This is a genomic window from Hansschlegelia quercus (assembly GCF_004310425.1).
Taxonomy (GTDB): Bacteria; Pseudomonadota; Alphaproteobacteria; order Rhizobiales; family Methylopilaceae; genus Methylopila; species Methylopila quercus.
On the sequence record NZ_SIUB01000004.1, the window covers coordinates 262,333 to 286,552 of the forward strand.

Sequence of the window (24,220 nt, forward strand, 5' to 3'; positions counted from 1 at the left end):
CCCGATCATTTGGACGCTTCCATCTCGATCTCGGCCCCGAGGCCGCGCATCAGCGGCGCAAAGGTCGGGAAGCTGGTCGCGATCATCGCGCCGTCGTCGACAGTCACCTCCCGCTCGGCGGCAAGCCCCATGATCAGGAAGCTCATCGCGATGCGGTGATCGAGATGGGTCTCCACCGGCTCCCCTCCCCCGGCGACCCGGCCTTTCCCCGCCACGATCAGGTCGTCGCCTTCGATGCGCGACTCGACGCCGTTCGCCGCCAGTCCCGCATGGACGGCGGCGAGCCGGTCGCTTTCCTTCACCCGGAGCTCCGAGAGCCCGCGCATCCGCGTCTCGCCCTCCGCGAAAGCGGCCGCGACGGCGAGGATCGGATATTCGTCGATCATGGTCGGCGCGCGCTCGGCCGGCACGTCGACGCCCTTGAGCCGGCTTCCGCGAACCACGAGATCGCAGACCTCCTCGCCGCCATCTTCGCGGATATTCGCGAGCGTGACGTCCGCGCCCATCTCCGTCAGCGTGATCAGGAGCCCGGTCCGCAGCGGGTTGGTCATCACGCCTTCGAGCGTGATCTCGGAGCCTTCGACTATCAGCGCGGCGACGAGCGGGAACGCCGCTGAGGATGGATCGGCCGGCACGGAGATCGCGGTCGCCTTCAGCTCCGGCTGACCGGCAAGACGGATGATGCGGCCGTGCTCGCCGTGGCGTTCGACCGAGACCTCGGCGCCGAAGCCGCGCAGCATGCGTTCGGTATGGTCGCGCGTCGCCTCGCGCTCGATGACCGTCGTCACGCCCGGCGCGCCGAGGCCTGCAAGCAGCACGGCCGATTTCACCTGCGCGGACGGCACGGGTGATTCGTATTCGATCGGCAGCGGGCGATCGGCGCCCTTCAGCGTCAGAGGAAGCCTGCCGCCTTCGGCGCAGGAGACCACCGTCGCGCCCATTTTCTCGAGCGGATCGAGAATGCGCCGCATCGGCCGCGAGCGCAGCGAGGCGTCGCCGTCGAAGGTGGCCTGGATGGGCGCGCCCGCGACAACGCCCATCATCAGCCGCGATCCGGTGCCGGCATTGCCGAAATCGAGCGGTTCGGACGGCGTGCGGAGACCGCCGACCCCGACGCCGCGCACCCGCCAGCGGCCCTCGCCGAGCCGTTCGACGTCGGCGCCGAGCGCCCGGCAAGCGCGGGCGGTGGCGAGCACGTCTTCGCCCTCGAGCAGGCCTCCGATCAGGGTCTCTCCGACAGAGAGCAGACCGAAGATCAGCGAACGGTGCGAAATCGACTTGTCGCCCGCTACGCGCACGCGGCCTGAGAGCCCGGCCGAACGTGTTGACTTGGCGGGCTCGGGGGCTGGATGGGAGGACAAGGGCGCTCGGGGGCTTTGCGTTCGCCGGGAATGGCGTTCCGACGGAGGTCGAGGCCGCGGGGCCCCGGGGCGGACGGATTGGCTCTTGACAGCCCGATCCGCCCACGTCAATCCACCGCCTCGCTTTCAGATCAAGCTCCGGATCGAAACGTTTTGGCCAAGCCCGAACTCGGCGTCAAACGGACCTGCCAGTCCTGCGGCGCGAAATATTACGACCTCATGCGCGACCCGATCGTGTGCCCGAAATGCGGCGCGCAGTTCGTCGCGACGGTGATCGTCTCGAGCGCCGCCATGGCGCGCGCGGCGAAGGCCGATGCGGCCCGAGCCAAGGCGCGGGCGGCGACTGTCGAGGACGAGGACGCCGTCGATCCCGTGGAGGCGGAGGACGAGGACGTCGAGGCGATCTCGCTCGAGGACGCCGACGAGGAAGTCGCTCCGAAAGCCAAGGCCGTCCCCTCCGACGACGATGAGGACATCGAAGACGAAGCGACGGACGATGACGCCGACGATGAGAGCTTCCTCGAGCCGGATGAGGATTCCGACGAGGACATGACCGACATCATCGGCGACCGCGAGAAAGACGACGAGGCTTGAACCCCGTCGCGAACTATGATTTTGAGATGCGCCGCTGAGGGGGTCACCTTCTCGCGGCGGGTCTGAAGCCTAAAGGGCTTGAGACCTGAACGTCCGGACGGCGGCGATCCCAACGCAGCCGCCAGTCCGCACCCCGGTGGGGCCATAGCTCAGTTGGGAGAGCGCTTGAATGGCATTCAAGAGGTCGGCGGTTCGATTCCGCCTGGCTCCACCAAGTATTTTCTGAGAACTAGAGTTTCTCGGGCCCTCACGGATAACGGCGTATTCTCCGCTACTTAGCTGGCAGGATGTGGCGGGTTCGGGTCTCTGAACGCTGCTAAGTGGCGTGACGCCTCGCTTCCTGGACCGGGGTCTCCGCTCCTACGAAGCCATGTCGTACGGGCGGACTGATGTACTCGCAAGCGCATCGCCATGGGCAACCGCCTAGCCTTGGCGGTCCGCTAAAACGCCAGCTGAAAACGATGCTCGAAGCTCAGACTGCAGGCTGCTCTAGACCGATCGACAGCCATTGCGCGGGCCACAGCATCGGCGCGTCCGCCAGAGCCTTCGCGCTGACGCCTCGCGGCAGACGTCCATCAGCGATCGCCTTCACCAGATCCGGCGCCAGGAAGGCGTAGTCGATCATCCTCTCGATATGCCGGCGGCTGCATCCGTGTTTCTTAGAGAGCTGATCGAGATCGATCGATCGTCCGCGCTCCAGCTCCCCTACGCACTGTCGTCCGGCGGCAATCCACTTAAGCAGAACAGCGCGCGCCTCCGCCTTCATCGGCAGAGCGGATGGGTCACTCAGCCCCATGATGCTTCTGTCGCTTGAGCGCCGAGGCGATGCGATCCGGATCACATCGCCATTGGCTAAGCTGAGCTGGACGCCATCGTCGGAGATTATGGCTTGGCTCAAATGCTCGGCGACGATGATTCGATCATCATCCTCGCCGGCGGATCTGGAACGAAGGGCAGCGATCACCGCGCCTTCGATCTGCGGCGCGGAGATGCGTTTCACCGATCCCGCGTCCGCTCCCCTACCCTGCGCCACCACGCAGGACACGTAGTAGCGATACCGGATCCCCTTCTTGTTGGTGACGCTCGGCGTCATCGGGTTTCCGCGATCGTCGAACAGTCGTCCGAGCAGGAGAGCGCCGGATGCCGATCGTTTTGTCCGGAAGCTATTGCGGTTCTCGGCGAGCTTGGCGGCGACGGCCTCGAACAACTCGGCCGCAATGATCGGCGGGTGCTCGCCGCGATAGCTCTGACCTTTGTGGTTGATCTCGCCGAGATAGACCCGGTTCGCCAGCAGATACGCGAGCGGACCGTTGGTGAGCGGCACGCCGCCGATCGTCATGCCAGATGAACGCGTTCGCGAGCGCGTGACAATGCCGCGTTCTCGAATGTCCTTCTGGAGAGCGGACAGCGATCCAAGAACAAGGTAGCGCTCGAAGATCATCCGGACGGTTGCAGCCTCCGCCTCATCGACCACCAGCTTCTTGGCTTCGACGCGGTAGCCGAGTGGCACCACACCGCCGACCCAGATGCCTCGCTTCTTCGACGCGGCGATCTTGTCCCTGATGCGCTCGCCCGTAACCTCTCGCTCAAACTGGGCGAAGGACAGCAGCATGTTGAGCGTCAGCCGCCCCATGCTGGTGGTCGTGTTGAAGGACTGCGTGACCGAGACGAACGACACGCCATTGGCGTCGAACAGCTCGACCAGCTTGGCGAAATCCGCGAGGGAGCGGGTCAGACGATCAACCTTGTAGACGACGATGACGTCGACGCCGCGAGATCGAATCAGATCGAGGAGCCGCTGCAGCGCCGGCCGCTCCATTGAGCCGCCGGAGAAGCCGCCGTCCGAGAACACCCCGTTCTTGACGAGCTTCCACCCCTCTCCGGCTTGGCTCCTGACATAGGCTTCCGCCGCCTCGCATTGAGCGTCGAGCGAGTTGAAGTCCTGCTCGAGCCGGTGGTCGGTTGAGACGCGGGTGTATACCGCGCAACGGCGGATGGCTGTCGGCGCGCGACTCACGCCGCCTTCTCCTTATCCCGCAGTCCAAAGAAGCGTGGTCCGTTCCAGCGCACGCCGGTGATCGCCCGCGCCACCTCCGAGAGGCTACGGTAGGTCACACCCTTCCAAGCGTAGCCATCCGCCATATGCATCACGTGGTGGGTGACGCCATCCCACTCGCGGATGAAGATCGCCCCCTGCCCTGCTCGAGCCTTGTCGGGAAGAGGCAGAGTTTTTGCGGCCATCAGGTTCCGGTCGGAGCCGATCCTCTCGATGAACCGGGCTGTGTCTGCATTGAGATCGCCGAACGCGTTGGCCTGGAGCCTGTAGGCCAACATCTTCAACAGAAGCGAACGATGGACGCCCGCGGGAATGGACCGGCCCGTCACGCTCCGCCAGCGAGCCTTCAGCGTCGGGAGGTCAAGCTCGGGCAAACGAGCTAAGTCCGCTTCGAGTGATGTGCGGGCTGTGCTCATCATGCCGTAGCGGATCGCTCATCCGGCATCGTGATCCAATACCGCCGCCCGTCATCGTTCGTCGCTTCCGATGAGATCACGAACCCCTTCTTGCGGAGCCCGCTCAGAACACCCCGTGTCGTGTGCGGCAACCAGCCCGTTTTCTCCATAAGATCGTTCAGGGTGGCTCCGTGGTCTCGCCTCAGAAGGTAGACGACCTTCTGCAGCTTCGTTCCTGAGCGGATCTGCTCCGGCGCAGCGGTTGGCGATGTTTCCGGCTTGTTGGGCTCGTTGTGCTCGACGCCGATCGCAGCGTACCCGCTTGCCGTTAGCTTCAGCCCGACAGGCTTGCCATTCTCATCCTGGCGCCAGTTCGGCTGTCTGCGCTGGACCATTACTTCCGCCAGCAGTTCCTTGCGAAGGAGTGCGGCGATGGTCCGCGCGACTGACGGATGGGCGTCGGTCAGAACAACGAGGCTGTCCTCGCGCTGGGAGGCAGCGGACAAAAGGACGAGCTGCGCGTCGGTGAGCTTTAGCGCGGCCGCAGGGGTGGTGGACATGAGAGCTTCTCCTTCGTGTCTGCGACGATCAATCGCCGCCACTGACGCGACCCCGCGAACGCGGGGCAGGAGAGGACGCGGAGCAGAAGGTTGTCGCCCTCTAACTCGCTTTGGCTTTGGTCTTCGCGGCTTCTCCATCGGCATGCCGCAGAAGGCTGGCGCTCTGCATGAGGTGGTTTGCCTCGTAGAGCAGCGGCTCGATGTCATAGGCGACGTCCATCGCTTCATCGACGCGACCGAGCTTCAACAGCTCCTGCGCGCCGCGCGCTCGTTTGCCGCTCTCCACTACGCGGCGCATCATCGCTTTCAGGCAGGCCTTACCGAGCTTCTTCGACGACACGCTTCGACCTCCAGTTCGCTACGTCGACACTGACGCTCCGTTCGGCAGGGAAGTGAAGTCCGTTGTGCGGGAAGCCTGGAAGCCGGCTTCTGATCCGGTCCGCACCTCGCGGCTTTTATCTTGCCATCTCCCAATCTTATACCAGCCGCTCCAAACTGGCCCGCTAGCAATCACCGGTTCTTGCTCAACGCGGCCATTCGGAGGGTCCGCTTTCCGGCGGGGGCCATCAGCCGAGAGTGTCAGGTTTGAACGAAATTAGACGCCGAGCGTGCCTGCTATCGGCTGTCTCGTAGCGGTGAGCTGGTACAAAGTTTGCGCCCGGTTCAAAGCCCGTCATTGGCTCTGTCCTCGCTATTAAACCGGCTCTGGGAGGTCAGACGTAGAACTTGAACGGCTGCCGTTCCGCATCCTTAGCTGATCCCATGACCAGCACGTCGCCGACCTTGTCCGCAAATCGAACGGTAACCGGCAAGCTGTCGTTGAAGTTACAGGCGTTATAATTGATTTTGGTGAGCCCCATGATGTCGCGAAGCACGCCTTCGATCCTGGGGAACGCCTCTTTGCTACGCAGGACCGAAACAAACAACGGGTTAGGCGTCTCGGGCCCAATGTAGGTGTCAAGCTGGGGCGCGTAGCCGTTGGTCCAGAGATAGGCGTTCTTGTCATCGAGAACGACGGCGGACCCACGCAGCACCGGATAGTCCCCGTCCCGGTAGAGTTTCACATCGCCATCGGTTGACTGGATGCGGACTCCAACGACGTTGGTGCCTTCCGGCACAGCGGAGGCGAACGCCTCCCACTCCTTGTTGTCGAAGAAGGTTCGCCCGTGGATGAAAATCTCACGGGGGTTCTCATTGTGCTTCTCGCGGTAGGCCGCGACGACCATCTCCATAAGAGATTTGGCAGCCTCAGCGCCAAGATGGAATTCGTAGTTGCTGGTCTTCCACGGGCCGTTTGCGCCACGGAAGACGACACCGTCGCCCTCGCTCAAAAACATCTGGGCGGCGCAGCAGACGAAGTCCCGCTTGTCGTTCGGGATGACCTTGTAGACGAGGCCGACATAGCAGACCCCAGGTCGTATGCCAGAAAGCTTCCACGGCGGTGATGGCTGGGTCTTGTAGTACAACCCGGTAGCCAGGTTCCATGCGATGGTCGCCGGGTCTTGGGTCTTGCGGGTCGGATAGCCCGCCGCGTTCGTGAACTCCTCCGGGACTAGCGTCGTCTCTCGGAGCATCTGAGTGGTGTGGCCGAGCTTCAAAAACTGCGCCTTCACCTGCCGGTGAAAATCAGGGACATCGTCGAAGACGGCCTCCTCGGTCTGGTCGAGGATGCCGGCGAAGAGAGGAGCGTTGAACCTCTCCTTTTGCCGCCCTGCAAACTCTCCTCTCAGCTTCGGGACGCCCGTCCGTTTCGCTTCCGGTTTACAGCGCTCGAAGATTTCTTCGGGCAGAACGAACACCCAGACATCGATGGCCTGTTCCTCGTCCTTGTCGTGGCGTTTGACCTTGTCGGCATAGAGAGCGACGGTTTTTGCCACGGCCTCGTGCTGGTTCAGCAGACTCGTCGCGCCGGTGATGTGCGATTTATCCAGCGAGTAGCAGACGAAATCATCGACCTCGTAGGAGATCGCGAACGCTTCTTCGATTCCGGGGAAGTTGGCGAGATGGAGCCGGTTGGCTTTGTCGGTCTTGCTGGGTGGGGGCACATGGACCCGCCGCTTTAGCTTTTCGGCCCAGGACTTGAAGTATCCGATACCGGCGTTCGTGCCGACGACGCCGACACGTATCTCCTTGGCCCGTTTTGGTCGTTGATGTGGGCCGTAGAGATACAGGCCGTCTTTTGGATTTGGACAGGTCTGGCCGTAGGCAAACTCAAGCGGGGGCTCTTCAATGAAAAGTGTCGGCAGGGACTTCTCGGGGAACTTCATTCGACCTCCTTCATCTCCGGCCGCGACGCGTAGATAGTGGACTCGTCTGTCTCTTCATCCTCGTCGTCGAGGATGTTCGGCAGGGCGGTCGTCACCGGCATCGTAAATGGGATGGGCGTCGCATCGAGGGTGAACGCCGCGTCAGAGCCGACATCCAAGCTGATGATCGCCAACTCGCCAGACATGAGCTCAAGCATGGCCATTTGCCTGCCGTGCCACTGCTTGTTTCGCCAACCTTTGCAGACACGGCGACGCAGACGGTGCTGCTTCTTCTTGTCGTCGATTGCGGGGCCTGCCTCGCCGTTTGCTTCTTCCGCGAACAAGATCCGCGCCTTCAGCTTCATATGGGGATAGGGCCAAAAGGCTGGCTGTGCGCTGATGCCGTACTGCCAGACATGCCCCTTGGCGATATTTCGCAGCATGGAGGAGCGCCTCTCTCCCTGTCGCCCCCAGCTAAACTTCTTACCGACCGGCGCTACGTCTTTGGTGGCGTGGAAGCCACTTGCCTTCGACCACTTATACTCCAGAAGCCCCAGCGCCTTGCACTTGTTGTTCCACGCCATGCGCAGCATCGACATGACGAAGTTGGACGCTTCGCGGCGATAGAGCCCGTAGTCGTCGATCAAACCTTCCTGAACAAACTCCATGACGCCGGTTTCAAAGGCCAGGGTGAACTTACCCGTCCCGCCGAAATGTTCGTGGACATCGAGCGAGTTGGCGAAGGTGAAGAAGCCCTGATTGTAGACCTCTGCCGGATAGTCGAATTTCTTGACGGCGTTGCGCATAGCGTCGCGGCTAACGACGCCGGACGCCTTGAAATACCGAACGAGGGTCGGCCCCTCGACGATGCGCAGCCAGTTGCTGGTCAGCGTCTCGGGTTCATTTTTGACCTCAATGGAAGCCCGCTTTCGATATTGCTCCCAATGCTGGCTGATGAGGGGCCGGTTTGGGTCACAGGGAGCCTGCTGCTTCTCAAGCGTTTCCAACAGCCGGTTTAGGCCGTCCGCCCAGCGATCCGAGAAATCGACCCACTGAAGTTCGCCGATGCCGAAGACCTTCTTGTAGGGCTCAAGGCGCAGAGGGATGATAAAGTTCGGGTCGGCCAACTCGCGGACGAGGTCCGAAGCAATGCCGATCTCTTCCTGGACGCCGTCCTTATTCAGGGTCACGTCGTTGCAGCACAGCAGCATTTTGGCTGCTCGATTTTGAAGCGTGCTGGTCAAAACTTTGCGCCAGCGGTCTCCGGCTTCAAGGCAAAGTATATCTGCAAAGACCTTATAGCCTGCCGCTTCAAGTCGAGGCGCTAGCCAAAGAACAAACTCGTCGTCATTCGGCGTGCCTTTGCTGATAAAGATCACGTCCCGCGAAGATTTTTGTTCTGTCGAAACCATATTCCGTGTGCTCAAACGACGTTGCACCATTGGCTAGCATGGTTCGCTCGGCGAACAACTTGCGAACGGGCGATTGTGCACAGAGCGGATATCGCTAGGCAAGAATTCGACCTTCGGCGGCGCGAACCCATTGGCACATCCCGGCCGTGTAGGCGTCGAGCGAACCGTACTTGCGGGCAATTATAGGATATTCACGCCTTGGGGCCCGAGGAATGGACTCGGCGGATTTGCCCAGCGGTCTGGCTCTGAGATGTACATGAGTAGCCTACGGGCTCGGGTGACGCCGACGTAGAACTGGCGCTTTTCCGCTTCGACGTCATCGCTTCGAATATGTGGAAACCGTCCCTGCTTAACGCCAATCATGGCGACAGCGCCGTACTCCCTGCCTTTCGCATAGTGGATGGTCGAAAGGCGTAGGGCCTTATCGGGGCTCGCGAACAGCCCGAGATCAAGAACAGACAAGTTTGCGATGTCGATCTGCTGACGCTGCATGTCGACCTTCATTTCTTGAACCGAGGCATAGAATAGGCCGGCCTGAACGTCATCGACGAACTCCGCGTCTTTAAGGATTTGGCCTGTTGCGCGGGACATGTTGTCGAGGAAGTGAATCGCTCCACCGGGAGCAGCCAACCGCTTCGCTTCGTGCATGAGGCGGATGAAGACAACGCGGCCGGAGGGCGAGAATAGGTCCATCCGAGCTATTCCAGTCGCATCCCGCACGGCATGGAACAGCGCCCTTTCCAACTGTCGATTGCTTTCTGGCGTCGGATCAGTGACTGCGCCGCACAGCTGTTCCGCAAGGGAAGCAAACAACCGAGAGCGCCGATAGGGACGTGCGCCTGGCCCCACCACGGGCACGCCGAATTCCCGGAGTTGCCGCGATAGTGAGATTAACGAAGCCCAGTCTTTCGCCAGGATTGTTGCCTCTCCGAGGGGAATGGCCTGTTCCTCTAGCATCGGCAGGAAACGTTCTGTGATCGCATGGAAGTTGCTGAGCGTGCGTACAAGAACCGGTTCAATCACACAGACCTTCTCCGGACCCTCTGCGGTCATCGGAGGGGTTCTTGGAAAGAGCCTCTCGGCGTGTGCAATGATTTTGGGACTTGAGCGGAAGTTGCCGCTCAAAGTCAGATCCATTTTCGCCCCGATATCCCGACCGAACGGTTCAACGAGTTCTGGTTTGGCACCGGTGAACGAATAGATGCATTGGGCTAGATCGCCCACTGCGAAAAACCGAGAGCGGTCAGTGGCGTGAAGCAGCTTCAGGATCTCGACCTGAAGCTCCGTCGTGTCCTGAAACTCATCGATCAAGAACCATGCATACTTCGCGCACAGCGTGGCTGCGATCTTGGGATGGTCCCGGAGCAGGCAGTAGGCTCCATAGATAATCGTTCCAAAATCGATGTAGTCGAGTTCCGCACACCGCTGCCAGAAGAACGGGGCCGCTCTTGCAATGGCGACGTTCTCCGCTGCTAGTCCAACGAGGTTTCCGCGCGGATCCAAGCTCAATGACTCGAAAGCCTCATAGTCGGATTGCGTAAGCTGGAAGTAGTTGACCTGTGCAGCGGCGTGCTGGGCGATGAGCTCGAAGTCCGGGCTCTCCCTAGTAAGAATGGTGGTCGCTCTCTTGAAGCCAGGCCTTAACCATCCGTAGGGCCGCAAGATTTCGTGGAGGCAAAAGGCGTGGATGGTCGAGACAGAGAAGTGCCGATCATCGCCGGGGCCTAGCTGCTCAGCTGTTCGAAGTTCGATCTCCTGCACCGCCGTGTTGGTGTAGGTGATGCAGCAAATGGATTTAGGCGTATCGCGAACCTTCTCGACTTCGGCCACGAGCTTGGCGATCAGGGTTCGCGTTTTTCCGCTGCCGGGACAGGCAGTCAGCAAGAGATTGCCCTGCCAAGCGAGCGCATCCCTCTGCTGCTGAGTTAGCTGCTCTACTCCGCGCGCAACCATGCGATCGCCTGTTCGATGTATGGCGGAAGATAGGTCCCGTGTTCGATGTGACGTACAGCGACTTGGGCGAAACGCGCCTTGCCGAAGCGCTTAGCTGTATTCAGCACTTTACCCTTCAGATCATCCGGGACAGGACCGCCAAGCACGTTCTGCCACTCCAGCGCTGACTTTATCTTTGGAGCGCCCAAGCTTTCCGCTGTCTTCGCCAGCATGGACAGATTGCCATCTTCGGCGATCTCTCTCTCGAACGTCGTAGCCCCAAGGAAGACCTTCACAAACGGACCTTCGAGCAGCGCCAAATTTGCCTTCTCCGGCTCATCTTCGTCGGCGAGGGCCGCCGCAACATCAAGAGCGAGGTCGGCATCCGCGACTATCGCACAACGCTTTGGCAAACACGTCGCGCTGAACAGGCGGGAGAAGGCCCCGAAATGCACTCCGTGGATGGCGACCACTGAAATGCCCTCTCGTTCAAGGTCGATCCCAAGCACTTTCTTGACGAGCGGTGGAAGGAGCAGGAGTTCCGCTGCTCCTTCCACCAACATCACTCGACGGGCAAAAAGCAGGTTCGATTTCGTAGCATCAAGATACCGCTCTAAATCTTGAGCGTCAGCCTGCGTGAGTGTCGGCGAAGCTGTTGGCACACTTACGAAGGGTGCGGCTGCATTTCTTCCGGTGAGCATCACGAACGACGCCAAAGGTGCCTTGGCCGTCACTTGAGTGCTGTGGGTGGTCATGAGCGATTGGAAAGGAAGTTCGCGGAGCGCCTCGATCAAAGTGCTCTGAAGCTGAGGATGAAGGTGCGCCTCAGGCTCCTCGATGAGGATCAGTTCGCCTGCTGATTTCCCGTGCGCCGCCCGTTTCCTGAAGTGCTCCACCAGGATGGCGATAAAGAGGATGTTGTTCAAACCCAAGCCGTTGCGGCGGGGCTCGAACTGCGAAACGGCAGTGTTGCTAAGCAGAACGATGAGGTTGCGGACGATGGACTGAAACGACGGGGACGAGAGGCCGAGTTCGATATCCAAACTGAATGCGGGGCCCGTAATGTCCTTGAAGGCCGTGTCGATTGAACCCGCGATGGCTTTGATGGTCGGGGAGGCCTCGATTTGGGCATTCGCCGCCTTGACGATCGCCACAAGCGCATCTTGCTCGGCCTTGTCGATGCCTGCGGACTCAATGAGCCGCGCCAGGGATGAGCGGCGCGTCTGCTGGAGGTCCGCCTCCACGTCCCGCAACGCTGGGAGGAAAACGACCAAATAGGACTGTAGATACTGGAGTTGGACCGGCGATGCGCCGATGTCCCCATTCTCATGGTCCCAGTCGATGGCTGCCAAATCAATGGCCGGATTACCGCCCCCGCAAAGCTCCCACGAAAAGTCTTCGAGGCTCAACGCCGCCGGTTGAACGCCTTGGCTGACCGCCAGCGCGATAGCCTCGCGCACTAACCGCTTTGGACGGAAGCGATAGAAAATGCGCGCCCGATTGTCGCCAATCTGCGTGCCGTGCAGCAAAGCCTCTTCGTTCTCGTTGCCCTCAAAGTCCGTAAATTCGACCCCGATCAGGACTTGAAAAGCATATGTCTGATCCAGAGCACAATGAATGTCGTCCTTTGAAAGGGACCGGAACGCGGACGACAATCCCACATCAAGGCAAAGCCTGAGTGCGTGAATGAGGTTGGATTTGCCCGTATTATTCTCGCCGATAATGACGGTCGAGCCGTCGTTGATCGGGACATCAACGACCGCGAGGGATCTAAAATTCTTAACTACCAGTCGACTGATACGCATATGCCCCCCAGACATTTGTTGCGCTTGGATAGCTACACTATCGCTCAACTCACGAAAGCATGCCGTGCCGAGGACGCGAGCGCTAGGTCAACGTCAAATACACCGCTCTCTGACGCTGCCGGCTTCCATTATGGGAGCAAGTTTCAAGCTTTGAACGGCCTTTGTGAGAAGGCGTGTCACGCCCGAAGCTGAGGCTGGCCTCAACGAGCGTCTCCTATCCTCTGGGGGCGCAAGGTCCGCTGCTGGCGCAGAGCCGCTGTGGGCCACCGCCTGCCGGTGGCTCAACGCTATTATCGACCGAGGCTCGATTGGGGTGAATGGCAGGATGGTTAGGCTGTCGCCATTTAACCCGCGTATCCCGAAGGCGCGGTCTTGCGTGTTGGAAGCTGGAAAACAAAGCCTTCCAGTCTCGAGAATCACCTTCGAAGATGGTAGAGAACAAATTGCAAACACCTTGCCCGTTTTGGAGCGGCGTCGTTGAATGAACGGCCAAGATTCTACGAGTTCTTCGCCGGCGGCGGCATGGCGCGCGCCGGCCTTGGCCCTCACTGGGAATGCGCCTTCGCGAACGACTTTGATGCCCGCAAAGGCCTTATCTATCAGGCTAATTGGGGAGCCTGCGGAGCTTTAAAGGTCGGAGACATCCGCTCGATCGAGACCAGCGATCTGCCTGGAACCGCCGACCTCGCCTGGGCGTCCTTCCCCTGCCAAGATTTATCACTCGCGGGGGTCGGCGCCGGCCTTAGCGGCGAACGCTCCGGCACGTTCTACCCGTTTTGGGACATCGTTCGACGGTTAAAAAGTGAGGGACGCGCCCCTTCCATTGTCGCGCTCGAAAATGTGACGGGCACGCTGACGTCGCACGGCGGCGCCGACTTCGAGGCAATTTGCGCCACGTTCGCTGAGAGTGGATATCGCTTTGGAGCGCTCGTTATCGACGCGTCGCTCTTTGTGCCTCAGTCGCGTCCGCGGCTCTTTGTAATCGGCGTGCGCGCCGACGTAGTCGTTAACGCCGCGCTCGTAGCGCCCGGCCCGATCGAGCCATTCCATACACGCGGCCTGCGCGCCGCTTTTGATCGACTGAGTGAGGCCGCGAAGAGCTCTTGGATTTGGTGGAATGTGCCGACCCCTCCCCGTCGGAACGATGTTTTCGCTGATCTCTTGGAGGAGCATCCGAAGAGCGTGCGGTGGCACTCAGCCTCGGAGACCAAGCAGCTGCTCGCAAAAATGAGCCCCATAAATCTGGCGAAGGTCGAGGCTGCGAAACGCGCAGGCCGTGTCATGGTTGGTGGCGTCTACAAGCGGACACGGATTGATCGCGATGGAACAAAGGTTCAGCGCGCCGAAATTCGGTTTGACGATGTGGCAGGTTGCCTCCGTACGCCGGCGGGAGGTTCAAGCCGCCAGGTCATCATGGTGATTGACGGCGACGAGATCAGGTCCCGGCTGATCTCCGCTCGTGAGACAGCGCGTCTGATGGGCCTCAGCGAGGACTATATTCTACCTGTGAACTACAACGACGCGTATCACCTGACTGGCGACGGTGTCGCAGTACCCGTCGTTCGCCACCTAGCTCACCACCTCTTTGAACTCTTAGCCCAGATGCAGGATCGGGTAGAAGACGCCGATGACCTCAGGCTCTCGGCGCAGTTCTGACGCCACCCGCACACCACCCTTCGAGACCGACGAGCTTCGTCGGTCTATCCAGGCTTTCTTTCGCGGCAAAATCTACGAGGATCCGGCCACCGGCGAGAGGCGGCCAGTGGGAGCGTTTCGCTGGGGGGTCTACGCCTTCTACGACTACGACGGCGAGCCGATCTATGTCGGTCAGACCAAGGAGAAGATCAGCGGGCGCGTGGGTCGCCATCTGACCAATCAACGCACCGATGCGGTGGCGATGTCAGTTCTCGACCCATTCGAGGTCGCCGAGATTGAGGTCTGGCCGCTTCCTTCTCTTGAGCTGGTGAACGCCCGCCATCCCGACTTCAAGCGCGCCTGTGCTGTCCTCGACGCGCTCGAGCATCGCGTGTTCTCCCGTCTCCGCGACGAGAGCGAGTTCGGGGCGATCCTGAACGAGAAGGATCCCCCCTCCCCTACGGTCGACGTGGTTGAACCGACTTCAATCCGAGGTTTGATCGTCTCTGATCAAGTCAAAGAGCTTCGAAGCCATCCCGACACGCGGCTCGCGCGGCGAGCTTTGATTGTCTCGAAACTGGCTCAGGTCATTTCTGAGCGTGAAGTGAAGATGGGGCTGCGTCGAGTTCTCGTCACGCAAACTAAGCGACTTCTTTGGCTGGCCGAACGCCGGTTCCAAAACTTAGGGGGCGAGCGCTTGGTCGAGACCGGTCCAGAAGATCAAGAAGAGATGTCGCTTTCAGAGTGAAGCCGCCGCCGGCGCCTGTGGCTCGAACAGGGTCACGCGGCGTCGGATCTCAAGATGCTCGGATAGACACCAAAGGGGGGCGCCCGCGGCGCGCGGATGCGGCTTTGCGCAGGATCATCCCTCCCCGTTCCATAACGATCGGTCGGCGACCGCCGGCCAACGGCCGGTCGGCAGTCAGGAGCGGATGTCAGAAACGCGCCACAGTCCGGACGTGCGGTCCTGATGTTGGCTTTTGGTCGATCGGCCGCGATATCGCAGGCCACTGTCGACGCTTGGCCGCGGTGCTGCTGTGCACTGCAGGGATGGACCAGGATCCTTCCCCGATCCGCCATCTCCCGGGATTAAGCCGGCGGCGCGCGGAGAAAAAAGAACGCCGCGAGTCACCGCGCCGCCAACGACAAAGTCGCTTCAATCCGCCCCATAACGCCGATAACCGATTGCAAACCGGTAAAATAGAGGTACGCTAATAGCGTGAAACGGTAGATTGGGGCGGCAGATATGCGTCACGCAGAAATCTCGGGAGCTGGATTGGCTGGCTTGTCAGCCGCAGCCGCTCTCGCGCGATCGGGGTGGAGTGTTCGAGTTCACGAGCGAAGCGATGAACTACGGGAGATCGGCGCAGGCATCTTCATGTGGGAAAACGGCCTCCGTGTTCTTGAGGCGCTCGGGGCTTACGACGAGGCGATTCTTGGAGGAGAGCGCAACGAATATTGGGAAATCCGCGACGAGCGCGCCCGCATCCTGCATTCTGGCTGGATGATGCAGGGCGCCCGCCTGATCACCATACTGCGCCAGCGCCTGCACCAGTCTCTCGCCAACGCCGCGATCCGGGCTGGCGCCGAGATCGTCACGAAATCCGAAATCGTCGGCGCAGACGCCTCGGGAGCCTTGATCCGCAAAGATGGGGCTCGTTTTCCAGCGGACCTTGCGATCGGCGCTGATGGCTACAATTCCGCGGTCCGCCGCTCGCTCAACCTGACGCGCCGACAGACTGATCTGCAGGACGGATGCGGTCGGTTTCTGATCGCCCGCAAAGAGGGCGATCCGGTGGGGCGCTGCCTCGAATACTGGCAGGGAGGTCGTCGCGTCGGAATTGTGCCGGTCAACGCTGAGCAGATCTATATCTATCTCTGCTGCCCCGCCTCGGATGTGAAAGGCCGCGCCGGCGCGGCCGACAGGGATGAGTGGTCGCGCTCGTTCCCTCAGCTCAAGTCGTTCTTCGACCGTTTGGAGGACAATGGGCGCTGGGCGCCGTTCTTCGACGTAACCTGCAGCCAATGGTCCAGCGGGCGTGTGGCGCTGGTAGGCGACGCCGCGCATTCCATGTCGCCAAACCTCGGCCAGGGAGCGTGCGTGGCGATGCAGTCGGCGTTCGCGCTGAGCAAACAAGTCGCGAAGGCGGACGACGTCGAGACGGCGCTCAGAAGCTGGGAAGCAGCGCAGCGCCCGACGGTGGACGCGACGCAGCGCTTCTCGAGGCTTTATGGCAGGATCGGGACCCGCTGGCCGAAACCGCTTCTCGACCTTCGCTCTGCTCTCGTCTGGAGCGTCGGGCGGTCGCCCTCGCTCCAGCGGCGGATCAATGTCGCGGCTCATAGCGACGCGACCGCCTGAGAGCGAGCTCGGAGACGCCTCCATGCTGATCTTCTTTCCGGCACGTCTGGACAGCGCCCGACAGTCGCTGCGCGCGGCGTCTGCGGGCGATCTGTCAGAGACAGATCTGAAGCTCATCAAGCTCCTGCAGGCCGACGGTCGCGCGCCCTTCGTCCAACTCGCACGCGAAGTAGGGGCCACCGAAAAGACGGTTCGGCGTCGCGTGCAGGAACTGCGCGATCGCAAGATCATGGAGATCACCGCCGTCGCGGACCCTCTGCTGCTGGGCTACCGCTCCACCGCCTTCGTGGGGCTGAAGCTGGACAAGAGCGCCCAGGCGGCGGAGGTCGCCCGCGATATCTTTGCGATTCCCCAGGTCGACTACGCGGTCGTGACGACAGGCCGCTACGACCTGGTGGTCGAGGCTCTCTGCCGCGAGGAAAAAGAACTCCTCGAACTCATGGAGACTCAACTCAGGACTCGGGCGGCTGTGCGCCACATCGAAGTGTTTCCGATCCTGAAGCTGCACTACCAGCTTCCGGACTGGAACGCGGCGCAGCGCAAAACCTCGCCGTCGCCCGCAAGGACGGCCGAGATCGACGAGGGCGACCTCGCCATCATCCGAGAGCTGAGTTTCGACGGGCGCGCCTCCTTCGCCCAGATCGCGGAGCGCACCGGCCTGTCGGAGCCGCAGGTCAGCCGCCGCCATGATCGGCTGGTCGCTGACGGCGTCATGCGAGTGGTCGGCATCACGAATCCGCGCAGCCTCGGCTTCAACACGCTCGCGTGGCTCGCCATCCGCGCCGCGCCTGGCGTCAGGATTTCGGATCTGGCGGATCGCCTGAACGCCATTCCGTCGATCGCTTATGTCGTGGTGGCGGCCGGCCGCTTCGATTTGTTCGCGGAAGTCGTTTGCGCCGACCAGACGGATCTTCTGCGCCTGCTCGACAACGATGTCAGGCCGCAACCCGATATCCAGACGGCCGAGGCCCTGCTGTGCCTCGATCTCTATTACCGGCGCGTCATGCCTGCGGCCTCGCCTTCAGACGATCTCGAAGCGGCGCCGAATCCCGCCTTCATCTAGATCGAAGGCAAGGCGGCTCACTGAGAAACGAGCGGGCATCCGCCGTTTTCGAGCGGCCGGAACGCCTGATCGCCGGGGATGGTGGTCAAAAGCTTGTAGTAATCGTAGGGCGCCTTGGATTCTGATGGGCGTTTGACCTCGAACACGTAGAGATCATGAAGCGCACGCCCGTCGGCGCGGACCGAGCCTTCGCCGAAGAGCGGATCCTGTGTCGGCAAGGCCTTCATCTGCGCCACCACCACCGCGCCATCATGCGCTTTCGCGGGACCAATCGCGGCAATCGCCTTCATCCAGTGCAGCGTCGCCGAGTATACGCCGGCCTGGTTCATGGTCGGGATCCGTCCCTCATTGGCCGCCCTGTACCTCTCGGTGAACGCGCGAGTGGCCGCATTCATGTCCCAGTAGAAGGCCTCGGTGAGCCGCAGGCCCTGCGCCGTCTCAAGCCCGATTGCGTGTATGTCGGTGATGTAGCCGAGCAATGCGACGACCTTCTGACCCGAGCCCATCAGTCCGAACTCGGAGGCCTGTTTCACGGCGTTGATGGTGTCGCCGCCGGCTGTCGCCATGGCCACGACGTCCGCGCCGCTGCCCTGAGCCTGAAGCACGAAGGATGAGAAATCGGTGGTCTGGAACGGCGCGAGGGCGTGGCCAGCGACATCTCCCCCAGCATTCGTGATCGCCTGTGTCGCGTCACGCTCGAGGGCGTGGCCGAAGGCGTAGTCGGCGGTGATGAAGTACCAGGACTTTCCGCCTTCCGCCGTCACGGCCTTTGCTGCGCTGTTGGCGAGCGCCCAGGTATCGTAGGTCCAGTGGATGGTGTTTGGCGTGCAGTTCTTGCCCGTCAGGTCCGACGATCCCGCGCTAGAGACCATCAGCACCTTGTTCTTGTCTCGGACGATGTTGGAGACCGCGAGCGCGACCGACGATGTCGGCGCGTCCGCGACGGCGTCCACCGCCTCGACGTCGAACCAGCGCCGGACAATCGCGGAGCCGATGTCGGCCTTGTTTTGGTGATCGCCTACGACGACCTCCACCCGAAATCCCTTGGTCTCGGGACGAAAGTCCTCCACGGCCATCTTCGCGGCCGCGACCGACCCCGGACCTCCGGTGTCTGCGTAGACGCCGGTCATGTCGGTCAGCACGCCGAGCTTAAAGGTCGGAAGCTCACCGCTCCGCGCGATGCCGGCGCTGCCTAAGAGCGCGACGAGCGCGATCACCTTCCGCATTTCAGCACCCTCTAGCTGCTCCGCGTCACGACCGGCGGGTCAAGTGTCGGTCCTTAGGCTCTGCGGCTCACCGCCTTGAGCATCCGGTCGGAGAGCATCGCCACGCAGGCTATCGACAGTCCCGCCACGAGGCCTTTGCCGGCGTCTGCGCGTGAGAGGGCCACGTAAATCGCTTGGGCCAGCCCTTGGGTGCCGACGAGCGCCGCAATGGCGAGCATGCTTAGCGCCGACAGGATCGTCTGGTTGACCCCGAGCATGATCGACGGGCGCGCCATCGGCAGCTTCACATGCCGGAGGATCTGCAGGCGCGAGCACCCCATCTGGCGCGCCGCCTCGACGATCTCTGGCGAGGCCCCTCGCACGCCGTGCTCGACATAGCGGATCGGCGGCACGATCGCGTAGATCACGATTGCGATCAGCGCCGTGAACTCGCCCACCTGGAACAGCATGAGGGCAGGGATCAGCAACACGAATTGCGGCATCGTCTGGAGCGCATCGAGGATGGGCCGCAGAAAGGCCGATACGCGATCATTCTCCGCCGCCCAGACGCCGAGCGCGCCTCCGCCCAGGATGCAGATCACCACCGCCAGCGCGCAGAGGTAGAGCGACTGCATCGTATCGGCCCACGAGCCGCTGAGCGCGATGAAAGCGATCGCCGCAGTCGCGAACGCGAGCAGACGCGCGCCGCCGAGCTGGTAGCTCAGCAGCAGGATGACAGCGGCGAAGCCGATCCAGGCCACGCCCGTGGTTCCGAAGAACAGCAGCCAGCCGGCGCACAGGATCGCGCATGAGAGCCGCCAGCGTCCGCCGATAAGAAGCGCCGCGCCCGCCATGATTCCGACAACCGCCCAGAAGCCGGCGATCATGACGGGCGTGAGCGCAAAGCCCCAGGTGAAGGGGCTTACGGCTTTGATCAAGCCGATCCGCAGGGGAAGCATCAGAAAGAAGATCACTGCGTTCTTGAACGCCGTCATGGCGTCGCCGAAGCGAGCCACAAAGGCGAGCAGCCAGCCGTTCAGGGTTTCCGCCGGGCTGAAAGCCCACTCGCTCGGAAAGCGATCAAGCGCCGGCGCGACCTGCGCGGCGAGATAGAGCCCGAGCAAAGCGGCGGCTGCGAGCATGAACCATGCGCGGCTCGCTCTGGCCCCCTTGCCGGCTTTGGCTGCGAAACCTGCCGTGATGCGATCGATCAGGATGGCGAGCAGCGCGATCACCAGGCCGCTCAGCAGGCCCTGCCCGAACTGTGCCTGGCGCATCGTTTGCAGCACCCTGAATCCGATGTCGTCGGACCCGCCGATCACCGCGGCGATGATCACCATGGCGAACACCGCCATGACCGTCTGGTTGACGCCAACCAGAAGCTGGCGGCGCGCTGACGGGAACTCCACGCGCCAAAACATCTGGCGGTCTGTGCACCCGCACATCAATCCCGCCTCGCGGATGCTCGGCGGCACCTGCGCAAGGCCAAGCATCGTGTTCTGCGCCATCGGACCGAGCGCATAGATCGCGCTGGCCACGATACCGACCACTGGTCCGAAGCCGAAGAGGACCAGGATCGGGATCAGATAAGCGAAGGTGGGTATCGTCTGCATCATCTCGAGCAGACCCAGGATGACGTCTCGCGCCCACCGCCGCCGATAGCCGAGCACGCCAAGGCCGAAGCCTGAGAGCACGGCGAGAGGCGTGGCGAGGGCGACAGCCGCCAGCGTGTTCATCGTCGGAGACCAGTAGCCGCCGACCAGCACATAGGCGCTGGCCGCCGCCGCGAACATCGCGAGACGCCAACCGCTGGCGCGGTAAGCCAGCAGGATCGCGCCGGTCGCCAGGACCGCCCAAGGCAGCGCGCCGAGCATTGCCTGCAGCGCCGACAGCGGCGCCTGGAGCGCGGCCGTGGCGCCGCGGAATAGCCACTGCGAAGGTCCGGTGAAAGCCGCAAAGGCCTCTCCGATCCATTGATGGATCGGCAGCGTCCACGCGGCGGGGAACAGGTGCATCTGGGGAACGCTGCGGCCGCCGGTCTCACACCACAGGATGAAAAGCGCCACGGCTGCCCAAGCCATCGCGAACGGCTCCGCCCGGCGCCTGGCGCCCGCGGCCTTTTCCTCGAAGATCTCAAGCACGCTCAAGCGACCAGCCCCGATCGGCGCGCGCGCTTGCTGCAGCGACCGCCTTCATCAAACCATGCGTCGTGACCTGGCCAACGACCTTGCCGCTCTCGACGATCGGCAGGGCGTCGACTTCGGCGAGCTTCGCAAGCAGCGACTCCAGAGGGGCGTCGCGCGAGACGCTCCCGTTCGTCGATAGCGAAACCGGGACAGGCTCCTCGATATCGCCCGCGGTGATGACGCGCAGGAGAGGCACATCGGCCACGAAGCGCGCCACGTACTCGTCGGCGGGCGACAGCACCAGATCTGCGGGCCTGCCGATCTGCACGACCCGACCGTCGCGCATGATGACGACACGATCGGCGATCTTAAGGGCCTCGAGGAAGTCGTGGGTGATGAAGACGATGGTCTTCTTCAGCGTGTGCTGGAGCCGAAGAAACTCGTCCTGCATCTGCTTACGAATGAGCGGATCGAGCGCGGAGAACGGTTCGTCCAGGAACCAGAGGTCCGGGCCGACCGCGAGCGACCGGGCGATCCCGACGCGCTGCTGCTGTCCTCCCGAGAGCTGATGGGGGAAGGCGTCCTCGCGACCCGAAAGGCCGACCAGGCCGATCATCTCCGCGGCCCGCCGCCTCCTGTCGGCGTCGCCCTTGCCCTGTATGCGCAGCGGGAAAGCGACGTTCTCCAGGACGGTGAGATGAGGGAGCAGACCGAAGCTCTGAAACACCATGCCCATCTTGTGACGACGGACTTCGGTCAGCTCCGCGCCGGAGAGCTTCATCAGGTCGCGGCCTTCGAAGATGACCTCGCCTGCGGTCGGCTCGACAAGTCGAGACAGGCAGCGGACCAGCGTCGACTTGCCGGAACCGGAGAGCCCCATGATGACCAGGCATTCGCCCTCAGCCACATCGAAGCTGACGTCAGAGACAGCGGGAATGAGCCCGCCGCCTCGGAGCGTCGCGACCTTCTGTTCGGTCTCACCTCGGCTTCGGGAGAAGGCGCGATCGGCGCCGTCTCCGAAGACCTTCCAGAGGTTGCGACAGGCAAGCTTGGTTTCCACGGCAGGTCCGGTCACGACGTCCTCCGAGATGAATGCTGCGTCCGGACCATGCGGTCAGGCGAGATCAGTTCGCCGCCTGCTTCCAGCTCGCCATCTCCTGGGGGTGCGCATCCAGCCAGGCGTTCACAGCCTTTTCGACCGGCACCTGGTCCTGATCGACCTTGAGCGCGATCTCGTTCTGCGCATCGGTCGTGATGCTGAAGCTCTTCAGAAACTTGTAGGCCGCGGGCCACTTGTCCTTCATGCCGACCCAGCCGAGCTTCTTCACCCAGCCGGTCGGCCATCCGCAGTCATGTGTCGCTTCGGGGTTCGGACCGACCTTCGGGTCGGTGTAACATTCGGGCGTGCTTTCCGGCAGCTTGACCCACTTCGGGTGCTCCGCCGCGAAGATCCAGTGCGGGCTGTAGAACATCATCAGGATGGGCTTCTTCGCCGCAACCGCAGCCTTGTATTCTGCGACTTCGGCGCCGTCGGAGCCAGGCGAAACCAGCTTGTAGTTCAGCCCGAGCGCGGCGACCCGCTTGTCGTTGTCGGGCCCCCAGTCCGCGGGATAGTCGAGCATACGGCCCTGGGGATAGGTCTCGGCTGAGGCGAACTTGTCGGCGCAGTCATTCAGCGCCTTGTAATCCGGCAGCCCCGGGCACTCTTTCTCCATGTAGTCTGGATAGATCCAGCCCTCGATCGTCTTGATGCCGAGGTCGCCGAGATCTTCGCCCTTGCCGCTGTTGATGGCCTTGGCGAAGTTGTCCTGGATTGTGTGCTCCCAGATCTCGAGCGTCGCGGTGATGTCGCCGTCCATCACGCCCTGGATCTGCGGGAGGTAGCCGGCGGTGACGTACTCCACCTTGTAGCCGAGGCGCTTCAGCGCCTCGCCCGCGAGATAGGTGGTGACATGCTGGCCGGTCCACTCGTTGACCGCGAGCTTGATCGGATCGGCCGATTCAACGGCGCTTGCAGGCGTCGGGGCTGCGAGCGCGAGGGGCAGCAAAAGGACGGCGCTCTTCCACGGCAAGGTCATCGTCACATTCCCTATAAGAGCCAACGTTTTGGAAGCCGTCCGAACCGGTCTCATCGGTTAAAGACGGTCTCGCTTCCCTTTTCGGTTGAAAAGCGGACTTTGATTACCGTATTTTTTCGTGAGTAGGCGTGTCAATGCGTTTTTCGCGCGGAAGCCGCTTCAGAATGACCGTTTTACGTGCTTCCTTGCCACTTCTCGCGGCGCCTGCGTATTGTCGCTCCGGCCACAGCCTTATTCCGTGATCTTGATGTCAAATTCGCGCGACCATTCAGCCGCCATCGCAGAGGACGCGCCTTCTCTCTCCCTCGGGACGGGAAGCAATCTCCTGCGCCACTGGCCTCTATCCGATGTGGATCGCCGGATCATCGCGCATCTCCAGGAAGACGGCCGACGTCCGTTTGTCAGCATCGCGAAGGACGTCGGGGTCACGGAGAAGACGGTTCGCAGCCGTGTCCGTCAGTTGCTCAACTCCAACATCATCCAGATCGTCGCACTGACGACGCCGAGCGCGCTTGGATACAAGGCGGGCGCGCTTGCGGCGCTGACCACCGATCCCTCGGTGTCGGCCAGCAAGATTTCGGCGGCGCTCACTCAGATTGACGATGTCGACTACGTCGTCATCACGACGGGGCGCTACGGCATCTTCGCCGAGATCATCTCCCGAAACATGAAGACCCTGCAGGAGACGGTCGAAAACCAGATCGGCAAGATCGCCGGCGTCCGCAGCGTTGAGCTGTTCCCTTACTTCAGCCTGTTCTACCAGCAAGCGCGCTTCTTTATGCGCGGTGAAAGCGCAAACGGGCACTCCGGCGTGCGCGATGAGGAACTTGATCACATCGACAAAGCGATCGCGGCTGAGCTCAGCTACGACGGCCGCGTCGCTCTCAAGGTCGTCGCCGACAAGCTCGACATCTCGGAGACCCAGGTCCGAACCCGCATCCAGAACATGACGGCGGGGGGCACGATGAGCATCCTCGCGATCGTCAACCCGATGAATCTGCAGGACCGCTCGATCGCCTGGGTCGCGATCAAAGCCAAAGGCGGCGAAAGCTTGCGCTCGCTCGCTGACCGGATCTCGCAGATCTCCTATGTCTCCTACGTCGTCATATGCGCAGGTCGCTTTGACATCTTTGCCGAATTTGTGTGCCCGTCGAACGACGACTTGCTCGACGTTCTTGATCAGAAGGTTCGGCAGATTCCGAGCGTCGCCGCGGTCGAATCGTTCTTCTATCTCGACCTCCACTACAAGCGGCTGGTTCCCGTGCGGAGCGAAGGCAGGGCGACGCGCCCGTCCACGATCGTGGATGATCCCGACCTTTGAAACGTCAGTCGGCCTTTGTGGCATGATGCCGCGTGAGTTCGTACGGACGGCGGGATGTCGGCCTCGAGC

The 24,220-nt window shown here is 62.0% G+C and carries 19 protein-coding genes and 1 tRNA gene; 7 read left to right on the forward strand and 13 right to left on the reverse strand.

The features are described 5' to 3' along the window. Window positions 1-5 precede the first annotated feature (5 nt). Window positions 6-1,361, reverse strand: a complete 1,356-nt coding sequence (gene aroA, locus EYR15_RS10640) for a 3-phosphoshikimate 1-carboxyvinyltransferase (RefSeq protein WP_131003514.1) — start codon at window positions 1,359-1,361, stop codon at window positions 6-8. A gap of 153 nt (window positions 1,362-1,514) precedes the next feature. On the opposite strand from aroA, the gene EYR15_RS10645 reads away from it, so the two are divergent. Next, entirely contained in the window at window positions 1,515-1,955 is a 441-nt protein-coding gene (locus tag EYR15_RS10645; protein WP_131003515.1) for a TIGR02300 family protein, read from the forward strand. 138 nt (window positions 1,956-2,093) lie between these two features. Beyond that, window positions 2,094-2,169, forward strand: a tRNA-Ala gene (locus EYR15_RS10650). Between the two features lie 258 nt (window positions 2,170-2,427). Here EYR15_RS10650 and EYR15_RS10655 read toward each other — a convergent pair. The 8 genes from EYR15_RS10655 to EYR15_RS10685 form a co-directional block, all read right to left on the reverse strand. After that, window positions 2,428-3,972 (reverse strand): recombinase family protein, encoded by a 1,545-nt coding sequence (locus EYR15_RS10655; RefSeq protein WP_131003516.1) that lies wholly within the window; start codon window positions 3,970-3,972, stop codon window positions 2,428-2,430. Next, window positions 3,969-4,430 (reverse strand): DUF2924 domain-containing protein, encoded by a 462-nt coding sequence (locus EYR15_RS10660; RefSeq protein ID WP_131003517.1) that lies wholly within the window; start codon window positions 4,428-4,430, stop codon window positions 3,969-3,971. Before EYR15_RS10660 ends, EYR15_RS10655 begins: the two co-directional genes overlap by 4 nt. Next, complete coding sequence (locus tag EYR15_RS10665) at window positions 4,427-4,966, reverse strand: DUF3489 domain-containing protein (protein ID WP_165455475.1); 540 nt, start codon at window positions 4,964-4,966, stop codon at window positions 4,427-4,429. The genes EYR15_RS10660 and EYR15_RS10665 overlap by 4 nt, the downstream gene beginning before the upstream one ends. Before the next feature lie 100 nt (window positions 4,967-5,066). Next, window positions 5,067-5,306: a hypothetical protein gene (locus tag EYR15_RS16985; protein ID WP_165455476.1), complete on the reverse strand. Its 240-nt coding sequence runs from the start codon at window positions 5,304-5,306 to the stop codon at window positions 5,067-5,069. Between the two features lie 373 nt (window positions 5,307-5,679). Beyond that, window positions 5,680-7,233: an argonaute/piwi family protein gene (locus tag EYR15_RS10670; protein ID WP_131003519.1), complete on the reverse strand. Its 1,554-nt coding sequence runs from the start codon at window positions 7,231-7,233 to the stop codon at window positions 5,680-5,682. Further along, window positions 7,230-8,624 (reverse strand): toll/interleukin-1 receptor domain-containing protein, encoded by a 1,395-nt coding sequence (locus EYR15_RS10675; RefSeq protein ID WP_165455477.1) that lies wholly within the window; start codon window positions 8,622-8,624, stop codon window positions 7,230-7,232. Before EYR15_RS10675 ends, EYR15_RS10670 begins: the two co-directional genes overlap by 4 nt. Before the next feature lie 180 nt (window positions 8,625-8,804). Continuing rightward, entirely contained in the window at window positions 8,805-10,577 is a 1,773-nt protein-coding gene (locus EYR15_RS10680) for an ATP-dependent helicase (RefSeq protein ID WP_131003521.1), read from the reverse strand. Continuing rightward, entirely contained in the window at window positions 10,559-12,361 is a 1,803-nt protein-coding gene (locus tag EYR15_RS10685) for an ATP-dependent nuclease (protein WP_131003522.1), read from the reverse strand. Before EYR15_RS10685 ends, EYR15_RS10680 begins: the two co-directional genes overlap by 19 nt. A gap of 477 nt (window positions 12,362-12,838) precedes the next feature. Between EYR15_RS10685 and EYR15_RS10690 the strand changes: the two genes are divergently transcribed. The 4 genes from EYR15_RS10690 (at window position 12,839) to EYR15_RS10705 (ending at window position 17,421) form a co-directional block, all read left to right on the forward strand. Next, window positions 12,839-14,017 (forward strand): DNA cytosine methyltransferase, encoded by a 1,179-nt coding sequence (locus EYR15_RS10690; protein WP_205741612.1) that lies wholly within the window; start codon window positions 12,839-12,841, stop codon window positions 14,015-14,017. Continuing rightward, window positions 13,989-14,744 carry a GIY-YIG nuclease family protein gene (locus tag EYR15_RS10695; protein WP_131003523.1) on the forward strand — a complete coding sequence of 252 codons (756 nt, stop codon included), beginning with the start codon at window positions 13,989-13,991 and terminating at the stop codon, window positions 14,742-14,744. The genes EYR15_RS10690 and EYR15_RS10695 overlap by 29 nt, the downstream gene beginning before the upstream one ends. A 498-nt stretch (window positions 14,745-15,242) precedes the next feature. Further along, entirely contained in the window at window positions 15,243-16,358 is a 1,116-nt protein-coding gene (locus EYR15_RS10700; protein WP_131003524.1) for an FAD-dependent oxidoreductase, read from the forward strand. A 22-nt stretch (window positions 16,359-16,380) separates the two neighbouring features. Next, entirely contained in the window at window positions 16,381-17,421 is a 1,041-nt protein-coding gene (locus EYR15_RS10705; RefSeq protein ID WP_165455478.1) for an Lrp/AsnC family transcriptional regulator, read from the forward strand. Between the two features lie 17 nt (window positions 17,422-17,438). On the opposite strand, the gene EYR15_RS10710 is transcribed toward EYR15_RS10705, so the two are convergent. The 4 genes from EYR15_RS10710 to EYR15_RS10725 are packed head-to-tail and all read right to left on the reverse strand — an operon-like array spanning window position 17,439 to window position 22,830. Further along, on the reverse strand, window positions 17,439-18,647 hold the full coding sequence (locus EYR15_RS10710) for an ABC transporter substrate-binding protein (RefSeq protein WP_131003526.1): 1,209 nt from the start codon (window positions 18,645-18,647) through the stop codon (window positions 17,439-17,441). A gap of 53 nt (window positions 18,648-18,700) precedes the next feature. Beyond that, window positions 18,701-20,707 (reverse strand): ABC transporter permease, encoded by a 2,007-nt coding sequence (locus tag EYR15_RS10715; protein ID WP_131003527.1) that lies wholly within the window; start codon window positions 20,705-20,707, stop codon window positions 18,701-18,703. A 52-nt stretch (window positions 20,708-20,759) separates the two neighbouring features. Continuing rightward, complete coding sequence (locus EYR15_RS10720; protein ID WP_131003528.1) at window positions 20,760-21,827, reverse strand: quaternary amine ABC transporter ATP-binding protein; 1,068 nt, start codon at window positions 21,825-21,827, stop codon at window positions 20,760-20,762. A gap of 49 nt (window positions 21,828-21,876) precedes the next feature. Then, window positions 21,877-22,830, reverse strand: a complete 954-nt coding sequence (locus EYR15_RS10725; protein WP_165455479.1) for an ABC transporter substrate-binding protein — start codon at window positions 22,828-22,830, stop codon at window positions 21,877-21,879. A 349-nt stretch (window positions 22,831-23,179) separates the two neighbouring features. Here EYR15_RS10725 and EYR15_RS10730 point away from each other — a divergent pair, with 349 nt between their 5' ends. Then, complete coding sequence (locus EYR15_RS10730) at window positions 23,180-24,151, forward strand: Lrp/AsnC family transcriptional regulator (protein WP_165455480.1); 972 nt, start codon at window positions 23,180-23,182, stop codon at window positions 24,149-24,151. Window positions 24,152-24,220: the final 69 nt, after the last annotated feature.

What these genes read in the sequence shown, in the direction of transcription:
- EYR15_RS10660 (WP_131003517.1), bottom strand. Translation starts at nt 4,430, where the DNA reads ATGATGAGCACAGCCCGCACATCACTCGAAGCGGACTTAGCTCGTTTG.
- EYR15_RS10665 (WP_165455475.1), bottom strand. Translation starts at nt 4,966, where the DNA reads ATGTCCACCACCCCTGCGGCCGCGCTAAAGCTCACCGACGCGCAGCTC.
- EYR15_RS10670 (WP_131003519.1), bottom strand. Translation starts at nt 7,233, where the DNA reads ATGAAGTTCCCCGAGAAGTCCCTGCCGACACTTTTCATTGAAGAGCCC.
- EYR15_RS10675 (WP_165455477.1), bottom strand. Translation starts at nt 8,624, where the DNA reads ATGGTTTCGACAGAACAAAAATCTTCGCGGGACGTGATCTTTATCAGC.
- EYR15_RS10680 (WP_131003521.1), bottom strand. Translation starts at nt 10,577, where the DNA reads ATGGTTGCGCGCGGAGTAGAGCAGCTAACTCAGCAGCAGAGGGATGCG.
- EYR15_RS10685 (WP_131003522.1), bottom strand. Translation starts at nt 12,361, where the DNA reads ATGCGTATCAGTCGACTGGTAGTTAAGAATTTTAGATCCCTCGCGGTC.
- EYR15_RS10695 (WP_131003523.1), top strand. Translation starts at nt 13,989, where the DNA reads ATGACCTCAGGCTCTCGGCGCAGTTCTGACGCCACCCGCACACCACCC.
- EYR15_RS10700 (WP_131003524.1), top strand. Translation starts at nt 15,243, where the DNA reads ATGCGTCACGCAGAAATCTCGGGAGCTGGATTGGCTGGCTTGTCAGCC.
- EYR15_RS10705 (WP_165455478.1), top strand. Translation starts at nt 16,381, where the DNA reads ATGCTGATCTTCTTTCCGGCACGTCTGGACAGCGCCCGACAGTCGCTG.
- EYR15_RS10710 (WP_131003526.1), bottom strand. Translation starts at nt 18,647, where the DNA reads ATGCGGAAGGTGATCGCGCTCGTCGCGCTCTTAGGCAGCGCCGGCATC.
- EYR15_RS10715 (WP_131003527.1), bottom strand. Translation starts at nt 20,707, where the DNA reads ATGGCTTGGGCAGCCGTGGCGCTTTTCATCCTGTGGTGTGAGACCGGC.
- EYR15_RS10725 (WP_165455479.1), bottom strand. Translation starts at nt 22,830, where the DNA reads ATGACCTTGCCGTGGAAGAGCGCCGTCCTTTTGCTGCCCCTCGCGCTC.